At 41.1% G+C, this 12,871-nt stretch carries 11 protein-coding genes and 2 tRNA genes; 9 read left to right on the forward strand and 4 right to left on the reverse strand.

Annotation, left to right across the window (positions count from 1 at the left end):
* Positions 1–302 precede the first annotated feature (302 nt).
* The 3 genes from RAM70_RS08585 (at position 303) to RAM70_RS08595 (ending at position 5,314) form a co-directional block, all read left to right on the forward strand.
* Complete coding sequence (locus tag RAM70_RS08585; protein WP_312673288.1) at positions 303–3,056, forward strand: DNA methyltransferase; 2,754 nt, start codon at positions 303–305, stop codon at positions 3,054–3,056.
* Positions 3,057–3,302: 246 nt separating this feature from the next.
* On the forward strand, positions 3,303–4,466 hold the full coding sequence (locus RAM70_RS08590; protein WP_045362311.1) for a pyridoxal phosphate-dependent aminotransferase: 1,164 nt from the start codon (positions 3,303–3,305) through the stop codon (positions 4,464–4,466).
* 89 nt (positions 4,467–4,555) lie between these two features.
* Complete coding sequence (locus RAM70_RS08595; protein WP_312673291.1) at positions 4,556–5,314, forward strand: HNH endonuclease; 759 nt, start codon at positions 4,556–4,558, stop codon at positions 5,312–5,314.
* Here RAM70_RS08595 and RAM70_RS08600 read toward each other — a convergent pair.
* Entirely contained in the window at positions 5,307–6,347 is a 1,041-nt protein-coding gene (locus RAM70_RS08600; protein ID WP_045362308.1) for a DNA cytosine methyltransferase, read from the reverse strand. The two genes, RAM70_RS08595 and RAM70_RS08600, sit on opposite strands and share 8 nt — an antisense overlap.
* A gap of 299 nt (positions 6,348–6,646) precedes the next feature.
* Here RAM70_RS08600 and RAM70_RS08605 point away from each other — a divergent pair, with 299 nt between their 5' ends.
* The gene (locus RAM70_RS08605) at positions 6,647–7,684 is read left to right on the forward strand and encodes a fatty acid desaturase (RefSeq protein ID WP_287999783.1); all 1,038 of its coding nucleotides are present in this window, start codon (positions 6,647–6,649) and stop codon (positions 7,682–7,684) included.
* 138 nt (positions 7,685–7,822) lie between these two features.
* On the opposite strand, the gene RAM70_RS08610 is transcribed toward RAM70_RS08605, so the two are convergent.
* Both RAM70_RS08610 and RAM70_RS08615 read right to left on the reverse strand, forming a co-directional pair.
* Positions 7,823–7,895, reverse strand: a tRNA-Arg gene (locus RAM70_RS08610).
* A 69-nt stretch (positions 7,896–7,964) separates the two neighbouring features.
* Complete coding sequence (locus tag RAM70_RS08615; RefSeq protein WP_045362284.1) at positions 7,965–9,107, reverse strand: ferrochelatase; 1,143 nt, start codon at positions 9,105–9,107, stop codon at positions 7,965–7,967.
* A gap of 198 nt (positions 9,108–9,305) precedes the next feature.
* On the opposite strand from RAM70_RS08615, the gene RAM70_RS08620 reads away from it, so the two are divergent.
* Positions 9,306–10,064 (forward strand): LmeA family phospholipid-binding protein, encoded by a 759-nt coding sequence (locus tag RAM70_RS08620; RefSeq protein ID WP_008202228.1) that lies wholly within the window; start codon positions 9,306–9,308, stop codon positions 10,062–10,064.
* Between the two features lie 16 nt (positions 10,065–10,080).
* On the opposite strand, the gene yidD is transcribed toward RAM70_RS08620, so the two are convergent.
* A complete protein-coding gene (gene yidD, locus RAM70_RS08625) occupies positions 10,081–10,311 on the reverse strand; it encodes a membrane protein insertion efficiency factor YidD (protein WP_045362281.1) in 231 nt (76 codons plus the stop codon).
* Between the two features lie 55 nt (positions 10,312–10,366).
* Here yidD and RAM70_RS08630 point away from each other — a divergent pair, with 55 nt between their 5' ends.
* The 4 genes from RAM70_RS08630 to tsaB all read left to right on the forward strand — a co-directional run bounded on the left by RAM70_RS08630 (position 10,367) and on the right by tsaB (position 12,768).
* Positions 10,367–11,053 (forward strand): diacylglycerol/polyprenol kinase family protein, encoded by a 687-nt coding sequence (locus tag RAM70_RS08630; protein ID WP_045362278.1) that lies wholly within the window; start codon positions 10,367–10,369, stop codon positions 11,051–11,053.
* A 74-nt stretch (positions 11,054–11,127) separates the two neighbouring features.
* Positions 11,128–12,000 carry an aldose epimerase family protein gene (locus RAM70_RS08635; RefSeq protein WP_045362273.1) on the forward strand — a complete coding sequence of 291 codons (873 nt, stop codon included), beginning with the start codon at positions 11,128–11,130 and terminating at the stop codon, positions 11,998–12,000.
* 64 nt (positions 12,001–12,064) lie between these two features.
* Positions 12,065–12,136 (forward strand) — tRNA-Lys (locus RAM70_RS08640).
* A gap of 29 nt (positions 12,137–12,165) precedes the next feature.
* Positions 12,166–12,768, forward strand: coding sequence for a tRNA (adenosine(37)-N6)-threonylcarbamoyltransferase complex dimerization subunit type 1 TsaB (tsaB, locus tag RAM70_RS08645; RefSeq protein ID WP_045362270.1), 603 nt, complete (start codon positions 12,166–12,168; stop codon positions 12,766–12,768).
* The last annotated feature ends 103 nt before the right edge of the window (positions 12,769–12,871 follow it).

The following is a 12,871-nucleotide window of genomic DNA, read 5'->3' on the forward strand; positions in this document are numbered from 1 at the left end:
AAGTTTGTTTTCCGTCAATTGTAATTAAACCCCTAGAAAGTGATGTTTTCTGGGGGCTTTTGTTCAGGTAAGTTTTAGTTAGGGTTGCCAGAAAAACCTAATCTTTGTGTCCTTTGTGCCTTTGTGGTTGTTCATTAGTTATATTTAATCGACACCTAACGCATCTTTTGCCTTATAAACTCACTGACCACCTTGCGACCCCACAGCTGGCACGATATTAATGGTAGGGACATAAGGCTTATGCCCTTTTTTCGGTAAGATAAGCTTATCACCTTAACTCCAATAAAACCGCAGTTAAAACTATGCCTTTAAGTTGGAATGAAATTAAAAATCGCGCCATCGCTTTTCAAAAAGAGTGGGAAGGAGAGACTTCAGAAAAAGCAGAATCTCAGTCTTTTTGGAATGATTTTTTTCATGTCTTTGGCATTTCACGGCGTAGGGTAGCCAGTTTTGAGCAACCGATAAAAAAAGCAGATAATAAACAGGGTTTTATTGATTTACTCTGGAAAGGGACGATTTTAGTTGAGCATAAATCGAAGGGGAAAGATTTAGAAAAAGCCCCACAACAGGCTAAGGATTATTTTCCCAATTTAAAGGAACATGAGTTACCGCGTTATATTTTAGTCTCGGATTTTCAACGGTTTAAATTATATGATTTAGATTCGGGGAATCAATGGGAATTTCAATTAAGTAATTTTGTTGATAATGTTCATTTGTTTGATTTTATTGCTGGTTACGAAAAACGAGTTTATAAAGACGAAGATCCCGTCAATATTCAAGCGGCCGAGTTAATGGGAAAACTTCATGATTGCCTCAAAGAAATTGGTTATATGTGGCATAATTTAGAAGTTTATCTAGTGCGTTTATTATTTTGTTTATTTGCCGATGATACGGGTATTTTTAATAAGGGGATTTTCTGGGAATATATTGATCTACATACCAAGGAAGATGGCAGTGATTTGGCGATGCACATCGCTTATATTTTTCAGGTTTTGAATACACCAGAAGACAAAAGATTAAAAAATCTCGATGAGAATTTAACTCAATTTCCCTACATAAATGGCAAGTTATTCGAGGAGTCATTACCCTTAGCGGCTTTTGATAGCAAGATGCGAGTCATGTTATTAGAAGCTTGTGCTTTTGATTGGGGAAAAATTTCCCCTGCTATTTTTGGCTCTATGTTTCAAGCGGTAATGAATCCAAAAGAGCGACGCAATTTAGGGGCGCATTATACCTCCGAGAAAAATATTCAAAAGGTGATTAAACCGTTATTTTTAGATGATTTATCCAGAGAATTTGAGAAGATTAAAGGCCATCGCAATAAATTACTAGAATTTCAGAAAAAGATTGCTAATTTATATTTTCTTGATCCTGCCTGTGGTTGCGGCAATTTTTTAATTATTACCTATCGGGAGTTACGCGATTTAGAGATTTTGGTATTACAGGAGTTAGATAAAACGGGGCAGTTAGTAACAGATATTAGTACCATTATTCAGGTAGATGTAAATCAGTTTGCGGGTATTGAATACGATGAGTTTGCGGTGAGGGTGGCAGAGGTGGCGATGTGGTTAATTGATCATCAGATGAATGTTAAGGTTAGTAATACTTTTGGTCAGTATTTTGTGCGTTTACCATTAAAGAAAGCGGCAAAGATTGTTCATGGAAATGCCTTGCGGATTGATTGGGAAGAACTTATATCAAAAGAGAAGCTCAATTTTATTTTAGGGAATCCTCCTTTTGTGGGGAAACAGTTACAAAATGCCGACCAAAAGGCTGATATGAATCATGTTTTAGGGGACGTTAAAGGAGCAGGCGTTTTAGATTATGTGACGGCATGGTATATTAAAGCGGCTGAATTTATTCAAAATAGTTTAATTCGTTGCGCTTTAGTTAGCACAAATTCTATTTCTCAGGGTGAACAAGTTGGTGTTCTTTGGCAAGAGCTTTATCAAAAATATAAAATAAAAATTCATTTTGCCCATCGAACTTTTAGCTGGAGTAATGAAGCAAAAGGAAACGCCGCAGTTCATTGTGTTATTATTGGTTTTGGGCTAGAAGATATTGACAATAAACGTATTTTTGATTATGCTGATATTAAAGGTGAACCAACAGAAAGAAAAGTTAAAAATATTAATCCTTACCTAGTTGAGGGTAATGACTTGGTAATTTTAAGTAGAAGAAAAACCATTTCATCTGTTCCAGACATAAACTTTGGAAGTATGCCAAACGATGGTGGGCATTTGATTTTGACAGAAGAAGAGAAAAATGAACTTTTAAAAAATGAACCTGATGCTGATAAATGGATAAGACGCTATACAGGGGCGCAAGAATTTATTAATAGTTATTCTCGTTATTGTCTTTGGCTTGTTAACATTCAACCTCAAGAATTAAAGAAGTCAAAAGAAATTTATAGAAGAGTTGAAGAAGTTAGAAAAGTGCGAAGTGAAAGCAATCGAAAAACCACTCAAGAATTATCTAAATTTCCAACTCTTTTTGGAGAAAATAGACAACCTGATACTAATTATTTACTTATTCCTGGTGTTTCATCAGAGAATAGAAAATATATTCCAACTGGATTTTTATCTCCTGATATAATTACAAGTAATTCATGTTTAATTATTCCTTATGCAACTCTTTATCATTTTGGTATCTTAACTTCAGAAATGCACATGGCATGGGTTAAATATGTTTGCGGAAGATTAAAAAGCGATTATCGTTATTCAAACACCATCGTTTATAATAACTACCCCTTTCCAGAAAATATCACCGACAAACAAAAACAAACCGTCGAAACTTGCGCTCAAGCTGTGCTAGATACTAGGGTAAAATATCCTGATAGTAGCCTTGCGGATTTATACGATACCTTAACCATGCCTCCCGACTTGCTCAAAGCTCACCAAAAACTTGACAAAGCCGTTGATTTGTGTTATCGTCCCCAACCCTTTACCAGTGAATTAAACCGTATTGAATACCTCTTTGAACTCTATGAAAAATTAACCGCTCCCCTACTCCCTACCAGCAAACAAAAACCCTCGAAAAGAAAAAATCCTCAATAACGAAGAAAGGAGACAGGAGACAGGAGACTCCGAGACAGGAGATTATTTTTATTTATTCTCCCCATCACCCCACACCCCACACCCCACACCCCACACCCCACTTCCCCACTTCCCCATCACCCCACACCCATCCCTAAGCGCCGCAATTCCGGAGATTATATAAAAAAACACCCAGAACAATCGAGGTGATGGACAATACTAAAGGTTGTGTAGGTCATCAGAAAAGCCCTTTCAGGGTAAAATACTATGAAACTAGCGTCACGAGTCAATCAAGTCACCCCCTCCCTTACCCTAGCTATCGACTCTCTGGCCAAGGAAATGAAGAAAAACGGCGAAGATGTCTGTAGTTTTAGCGCCGGGGAGCCAGATTTCGACACACCCACTCACATCAGAGCTGCCGCGAAAAAGGCCCTCGATGAGGGAAAAACTCGCTACGGACCGGCTGCCGGGGAAGCGGGGTTAAGAAAAGCCATCGCCGAGAAATTGCTGCGGGATAATCAACTAGCATACAATGCCGATAATGTCATCGTCACCAATGGCGGTAAACAGTCTCTCTACAATCTAATCATGGCGTTAATTGAAGCGGGGGACGAAGTGATTATTCCCGCACCCTACTGGTTGAGTTATCCTGAAATGGTGACGTTAGCGGGAGGAACATCGGTTATCGTCAATACTAGCCTAGAGAATCAGTATAAAATCACCCCCGAACAGCTAGAAGCGGCAATTACACCGAAAACTAAATTATTTGTTCTCAATTCTCCCTCTAATCCCACCGGCATTGTCTATACTCCCGAAGAAATCGCAGCTTTAGCAAAAATTGTGGTTGAAAAGGATATTTTAGTGGTTTCTGATGAAATTTACGAGAAAATCCTCTATGATGGCGCAATTCACCGCAGTATCGCTTCTTTTGGCCCAGAAATCTTTCAGCGCAGTATTATTAGTAATGGTTTTGCTAAAGCTTTCTCGATGACGGGGTGGCGCGTCGGTTATGTGGCAGCACCGGTGGAAATTGTCAAAGCTATGACTAAGATCCAAGGTCATAGTACCTCTAATGTCTGCACTTTTGCCCAATACGGTGCGATCGCTGCTTTGGAGAGTCCCCAAGATTGCATCGAGGAAATGGTCAAAGCTTTTAGCCAGCGCCGACAGTATATTTTAGAACGAGTGCGAGCAATCCCCGAACTCAATTGTCCTACTCCCAACGGTGCTTTTTATTTGTTTATCGATATTAGTCAAACTGGTTTAAAATCCCGGTATTTTTGTCAGAAACTTCTCGAAACCCAAAAAGTAGCCGCTATCCCCGGTATTGCTTTCGGTGCCGATGATTGTATTCGTCTTTCCTATGCTACAGACCTAAAGACAATTGAAAAAGGATTCGATCGCATTGATAAGTTTATCGGCACTTTGTAGGATGATTACTGTATCTGTTAGGGTGAATTTTGTTCGCCCTTTTTTTTGGTTTTAACAGCCAATTATCTGTAATTTCTAGAGGTATTAAGATGAGTGGGATCAAGTTAGAAGATATTAGGGAAATTACCAAGAATACTCAAGGAAAAGGATATTTAATTATCTTTAATGATAACAGAGTAATTATTTTATATAAAAAAAGAACTATTGCTGCTTTGCTAACTCTGATTAGGTATGGAGAAGGTTGTGAGAGCGATCTAACTAATGCGACCAATAATTTGCAAGAGATAAAAACTATACTCAAGGGTAAAATTCCTGAAAATTTAATTCAAGATTCCTATGCTGATGCTAATAAACCCTTTAGCGAACTTTGGAATGAAGAGGGATTTAATTTTATTTCTGATCCTCCAGGACAAAAAAGATTAGGCAGTCAAAAATATATTTTAGATAGTTCCGATCATCAACGACTTTTTACCACTACTAAACCACCGATTAGAACACCTCCCTCATCCCTAATTCAGAGAAATATCTTAGAACAACAAAAAAATAAATGTAATTTTTGTGGCTCAATTCTTAAAAAGAAAGAAAATATCAATCAAAATACCTATGCTAGGGATCGAGTGCGTTTAGTTTGGGATCATCGGATTCCCGTAGAAAAAGGTGGAAATAGTGCCGATGACAATTTTCAAGCTCTCTGCTTCTATTGTAATAAATGCAAATGGCAAATCTGTAATCTTTGTAACTATGCTCCTGATAAATGTTCAGAATGTGTCTTAGCTTTTCCTGAAGTAACTAAGATTATTTTCCCCAGTCAAGAAAATATTGAAGACCGGCTAAATCGAGCTAATTGAGTGATTTAGTAATATTTATACCAATATGTTTAATGACTGGGGGACAGACAGCGTTAGAAAGTTGTTTAATAGCAGCGGTGCGAGAAACAGGAAAATAATAATCATCGGGAAATCCCATTAATCTTTTTATTTCTAAGAGACTTAAATGTCTTCTTTCCTTGCTATACACTGGAATCATGGCACCACCACCGCTAACACTAACCGCAAAAGTAGGAAAGGGTTTTTGGATAGAAATTGCTCGGATGCCACTAGATCTCATTTGATAAATACAATTATCATAATCTACATTAACACTTGCCCTTTCAATACTTATTCTTGTTTTTGGCAGTTGAAAAGATAATTGTTCGGCAGTAATTCTGCCAGCATAATAATCAATATACTGCTGCCATTTTTCCGATATGGGAATTGAATAATCTCCCGGAACAATAATTTTTTCAATACCCACTTCTGCATGGCAAGGTTGGGGAAATTGAAAGTTTTTAATTCCTAAATCCTTGCGGAAAGCCAATAAAAAAAAGCGAGGTCTTGATTGAGGAATTTGGAAGTATTTACTATCGATAACTGCATAAAAAGCCAGATAATTTATTTCTTTTAACTGGATTAATATATCTTTTAATATCTGCCCTTGATTTAAGCGCACGATATTACTAACATTTTCAAGAAAGATAACTTTAGGCTTTTTTTCATGGCAAATTCTGAGAATTTCCTGAATGGCTAGTCCGCGACTGTCTTGCCAACCTTTTTGTTGTCCTGCTCTGGAAAATGGCTGACAGGGAAATCCCCCACAAAAAACCTCAAAATCGGGAAGTAAGCTAGGAATTAAAGCTTCAACATCTTGCGGTTTTATGGATTCATGAAAATTGTGATTGTAGGTTTTCACACAATCTGGGTTATTTTCGTTGCTAAAAACACATTGCCAACCGATTTGTTCAAGACCGAGACGAAAGCCACCAATTCCCGCATAAAAATCGGCAAAAGTCAAGCAACTATGGGTAAAATTTTTGTTAGCTGGACGAATCGGTAACTGGTTCATAATGTTGATTGAATAACCGAGAGTCTTATCTATTTTCTCAGATATTTTTGTACTAAATGCCCAGGGGGACAGATGGACAGACAGGGGGAGAATGTGATTGACTTTCCCTAGGGGCTTTTGTTAAGTTACATTAAGCCCTAGAATAAAATCCTAGGGAGTTAGACGAAATTCTCTCGATCGCTCGGTCTTATCTGCTCCTAGCTGAGACAGAGAAAAGATAGCGCATCGAGAAACAGAAAACTTGAGCTACTCAAGCCTTCGTCAATACTGCTCTGTCATCTATCTTGAGTTATAACCTAGTGTCCCAAACCCTACCTAAACCCTCCCTAAAAAGAGAATTTTTGCCATTTACCCTACAGGATGTCCGTCTAGCTATCCCGGCCCGTTGCTTCCAATCAAGCGTTTTTCGCTCTTTAGCTTACTTTTTTTTTGATATTGGCATCATTACCCTGCTTTACTGGATAACTTACCAGATTAATCAAGCATGGTTCTTCCCCCTTTTTTGGTTTATGCAGGGAACCATGTTTTGGGCCTTATTTGTTGTCGGTCATGATTGCGGTCACGGTTCCTTTTCCCGTTATCGTTGGTTAAATAACTTAATCGGTCATCTCAGTCATACTCCCATTCTCGTACCTTTCCACGGTTGGCGCATCAGTCATCGCACCCATCACGCTAATACCGGCAATATCGACACCGATGAAAGTTGGTATCCCGTCACGGAAACCCAGTATAACAATATGGCTTGGTACGAAAAATTAGCTCGTTTTCAGCTAATTTTATTCGTTTACCCCCTCTATCTTTTCCGTCGTTCCCCTAATAAACAGGGGTCCCATTTTATGCCCGAAAGCCCCCTCTTTCGCCCCTCGGAACGCTGGCAGGTACTGACTAGCACCGTTTGCTGTACCTTTATGTTAGGTCTATTAATCGGGGTGGGTATCAGCTACGGCTTTTGGTTTCTGTTTAACTACTACATCATGCCCTATATCGTCTTTGTGGTTTGGTTAGACCTGGTGACATTCCTACACCACACCGAAGATGATATTCCCTGGTATCGCGGTCAAGATTGGTACTTTCTCAAAGGGGCGCTTTCTACCATCGATCGCGATTATGGCATCTTTAATCCCATCCATCACCAAATTGGTACTCACGTCGCCCATCACATTTTTATCACTATTCCCCACTATCATCTCCAAGAAGCAACCGAGGCTATCCGTCCCGTCTTAGGAGACTATTATCGCGTCTCGAAAGAACCGATTTTCAAGTCTCTCTGGCGGTCCTACCGCAATTGTCATTTTGTCAGTGACCAAGGCAGTAAGGTTTTTTACCGCAAAAACTAATCCTATCTTAGTTATGAGGGGGAAACGGCAGAAAAATCCCCCTCCTCCTCTCACACCGAGACAGCAGAAATCAACCCAGTTGGGTTAGAGGATTTAGCTGACTTGAAAACAGCCTATCCGCTCCCTAGTCGGCAATAACGGGTACGGTAGGGATCGAACCTACAACCGTCCGCTTAGAAGGCGGATGCTCTATCCATTGAGCTACGTACCCAAGAAAGCACAATTATAGATCATACTTCCAAACGTGACAAGTGGTAGGACTGATTTTCGCCGTCCAAGCCTAATGATGATGGTGATGTCCGTGGTGGTGATGATGGTGATCGGAATGAATGTGAGGAATTGTTACAGAACTATTGACAGATAAAGCCTCTTGTGATATCAAAGCTTCGATATGTTCCCGGGCCCAATCGGCAGCCATCTGGCAAAATTCGGGGTTATCGTTGACACAGGCCATCTGCACATAATTAACTTGGTCGTGTTTGCGGCGTAAAGCTTCGATAATATGCTCCACATCCAGTAAAGTTTCGTGATTTTCCGTAGCAAAGCCAATCGGCATGAAAATTAAGGCTTTTGCCCCCAATTCGATTAAATTCTTCGCCGCTAACTCTGCATTCGGTTGCGTCCATTTAATTAAGGGGGTTTGGTGATTTAACCAACCCACAGAAATCAAGGGATAACGATAGATTAATTTTTCCCGGACCAACTCGTATAAAGCTTGACTTTCATCGATTCCTGACGTAAATCCCTTAGCTTCGTGGGGACAACCGTGATTCATCAAAATAATGCCAATTTGCGAGGGAAGACAGCTACTAGCTACCTCGGCAGCGATTTTTTCTTCCACTAACCGCGCCATTAAATCTATATAAGCGGGTTGGTTATAAAACGAGGGAATATAGCGCAATCCTTTGACCCAATGTTCCCCCGTTTGTCCTTGAGCTAAAGCTTTGTTAACTTGTTCGATCGCAATGCCACTGGTAAAGATAGAATCAACAACGAGGAGAGGATAGATCAAAATTTTCTCGAATCCCCGATCGCGGATTTCCGTTAATACTTGTGCCGGTAAAAAAGGCGCGCAGAAGTTAAACGCTTTGAATACCTCCACCCGATTACCCCATTTTGCCTGTAAATTGCGCTCGATTTCCTGTCTTTGATGCTCGAAAATGTGGTTATGGGGCGAAATAAAGTGATTATGCTGGTGCTGCCATTCGTGTAGGTCAAATATGGCCAATAATTTCGCTAGGGGAGGATAAACCCAAGTCGGTACAGGAGCGAACTTAGCCGTCAGCAGATTTAAGGCCTGTTCATTATAGTTGGCAAAGTCCTCGTAACTCTCCACTTCCCCGTATCCCATCAATAATACCGCCACTCGATCGCTGTGGTTGTGGGTAGCGGCTAACTGTTGTTGATCTGAAATGGCAACCACGTTTTTAACCCCGATTTTCTAAGTGAAAAACGCTATATCACTGGGATAGTAGCACTTTTCTATCCTATCCCCTAGCACGGGATAGACCGCTAAAAATTTATAACCTCTACAGAATCATACGGATTGCTTATCATCCTGATTAATAAAACGAGATGTAAAGAAACTTTAAATAATGTTAAGATCGTTGCAGTCCCACCTATGAGAGATATGACAGCAGGCGTGTTTGGTAGCTTACCTTTTCCCAATCAGAGCGGCGATCAACTCATCAGTAAAGTGGTGAGTGCTGCGATCGCTGCATTATTCAAACGCACAGGCAAGCTGACAGCGACTGTCCGCGCCGAACCCGTAGCCAAATTACTGCAAGGCAGTATCGACGGTTTTGACTTTATCGGTCAGTCGATGCTGATGTACAATGGCCTACGCATCGAAGCCATGGAATTGTATGTGCAAGCGGTGGCGATCGATTTTAGTGCCATTTTTACCGGACAGGTGAAACTCCGTCAACCGACGCGAGCCACTTTGCGGGTAGTTTTAACGGAAGAAGACTTAACCACCTCTTTTAATACACCTTTTATTGTCGAAAAACTGCAAAGATTAGAGTACGAAGGTAAATCAATTCACTGTCAGAACACGGAATTAATTCTCAATGACGATAAAACTTTAACTCTGAAAAGTCTAATTAAATTGGGAGAAGAAGAACCAATTCTTCTAGAAATGACCACTGCTGTGGTTGTGGAAGAACGGCGAAAAATTCAATTTGTCGAGGTGGTTTACCAAGGCGACGAAAGATCGAAAGCTTTAGGAGAAGCTTTAATCAGCCATGTTAACAACCTTATGGATTTAGATAAATTTGCTCTCGATGGTACTCAATTAAGAGTCGATCGACTACGTTTAAAAGATAAACAGATTATCTTTTATGGTATCGCCGATATCGAGCGTTTTCCCCAAAGAAAATAGGCAGGGTTTTTGGCTTTTAATCGTGCTTGTGGTGACAGGGAGGCACAGGATCGTAACCTCCGGGGTGAAAAGGATGACAACGGAGAATACGCTTAATTGCCAACCAAGAACCGCGCACCACACCAAAGCGCTCGATCGCTTCCATGGCATACTGGGAACAGGTGGGTTGAAAACGACAGGAAGGGGGAAAGAGCGGCGAAATAAACCGTCGATATCCCTTAATTAAACCAATAAAAATTCCTTTCATCAATGTCACCTCGATCGCCTAAACTAAATAGATAGTCAATTTTCGCTTTTGCCACGTGGAACTATCCCACTCTCTCCTATTTTCGATCGGTTTAGTCGCCTGTTACCTAGCTGTTCTGATTCTGATCGCTGAAAAATTAAAAAGGGTTTTCAGTACCGATGGCGAAATTACCCGCAAGGTTGTCCACATTGGCACGGGAAACGTCATCCTTTTTGCCTGGTGGTTAAATATCCCCGCTTCGGTGGGAATAAGTGCGGCCATCCTAGCGGCAGCTATCGCTATCCTATCCTATTTTTTACCCATTTTACCCAGTCTTAATAGTGTCGGTCGCCGCAGTTGGGGAACTTTTTTTTATGCTGTGAGTATCGGTGTTCTCGTGGCTTGTTTTTGGCCAATTTCTCACCCCGAATATGCGGCAATGGGTATTTTAATTATGGCTTTGGGAGACGGATTAGCGGCCCTAGTCGGACAAAATTTTGGTCAACATCCCTACAAAATTTTCGGCAGTGGCAAAAGTCTGGAAGGTTCCCTGACTATGTTAGCAATCAGTTTTTTAGTCAGCTTGATTATTTTATCTTTTATTAATGGCATTAATACGCCAATTGTTTTAGTATCTTTATTAACAGCGATCGGAGCTACTATTCTAGAAACTTTCTCGAAACTAGGTATAGATAATCTCACTGTACCGGTTGGTAGTGCCGCCATTGCCTATTTTCTTACCCAAATTTTCATCTCAACCTAGGCTATCTCAACTTTCAAACTACCGAAGACCGATGATATTCACTGGTAACTGATAACTGATAACTGATAACTGAAATGACTTTTACGATCACTCAAAACCAAAATCAATATCTTACCTATTGTCTCAAGGATGAAGAAGCTGATGCTTATCTGGAAGTGGTTCCCGCTAGGGGAGGAATCATCACCCGTTGGCAAATTTGCGGAGAAGATATTTTATATCTGGACACAGAAAGATTCAAATATCCTAACCTCAGTGTGCGAGGAGGAGTCCCGATTTTATTCCCTATCTGCGGCAACTTACCCGATAATACCTATCAACACCAAGGCCGAAACTATACCCTGAAACAACACGGATTTGCTCGTGATTTACCCTGGGAAGTCAGCAAACAAAGCACCGAAACCGCCGCTAGTTTAACCCTAGAATTAAACAGTAATGAAGCCACTCGTCAAGTCTATCCCTTTGATTTTCAATTAATCTTTACCTATCAACTGCAAGGAAACAGCCTCAAAATTCACCAAAAAGTAATTAATCTTTCCCCCGAAAAAATGCCCTTTTCTATCGGGTTCCATCCCTACTTTCAAGTCACCGATAAAACCCGATTATCCTTTGATATTCCCTCCTCCCAATACCTCGACCAACGAACGAAAACCCTCCATTCCTACTCTGGCAACTTTGACTTTAATCTCGAAGAAATTGATGCTGCTTTTCCGCAAATTACTCGCCATCAAAGTAGTTTTAGCGATTCCTATCATCAGCGTCAAATTATCCTCAGTTACGACGATCTCTATACGACTCTAGTTTTTTGGACCCTGAAAGACAAAAATTATATCTGTCTCGAACCTTGGAGCGCCCCCCGCAACGCCCTCAACACAGGCGAACAATTGACCTACTTAGAACCCCAGAGTAGCCGCGAGGCGATCGTGGAAATGCGAGTCAATCAAATTTAAATTTCCCCTTGACTTAGCCTCGATAAGATGTTATATTGATAAATCGTGTGCAGAACACGGAAAAGGGTCGCTAGCTCAGCGGTAGAGCACTCGGCTTTTAACCGATTGGTCTTGGGTTCGAATCCCAGGCGACCCATAAAAACTTACTAATACAGAAAGATTGACTTGTCTTCCCCTGTTTACGGATTAGCCTTGCATACCAGCAGTCCCCAACTAGGACTAGCCATCTCTAATTTCAGCGATGATAGTCGTCAACAAACTTGGGACTTAGACAGGGATTTATCGAACCTATTCCACCCCTATCTAAAACAGTTCCTAGCCCCGCAAAAATGGGCTGATTTAGCCTTTCTAGCCACCGCTAAGGGGCCGGGTAGCTTTACCAGTACCCGCATCGGTATAGTCACCGCTAGAACCCTAGCACAACAATTACAGCTACCGATTTTTACCGTCTCCAGTTTAGCGGCCTTGGCTTGGTCACAACGGGATTTTTACCCCGTCGATACCCATCTAGCCCTAGAAATGCCCGCCACTAGGGGACAATTGTATGTGGGCATCTATCGGGGTAATCGGGTTTATTTAGCTGATAGCCTGATGACTTTGGAACAATGGCAGCAGACTTTAGAAAACTTAACTATTCCCTATCAAAGATTAGCCACACCCAGTTGTTTAGGCATAAATGCCCCCGATATCCTCGATTTAGCCTATTTGGATTGGCAAACGGGAAAACGCCCCCATTGGTCGGAGGCGCTACCATTTTACGGGATGTGATTAGGGTTTGCTGAAAAAGTTTCTCGTGGGGGCAGGGTGTGGCCCCCCCAACCCCCCCGACATCGGGGGGGTGGGGTGTGGGGTGTAGGGTGTAGGGTTTTAC

Source organism: Microcystis wesenbergii NRERC-220 (assembly GCF_032027425.1).
In the GTDB taxonomy this organism is placed as follows: domain Bacteria; phylum Cyanobacteriota; class Cyanobacteriia; order Cyanobacteriales; family Microcystaceae; genus Microcystis; species Microcystis wesenbergii_A.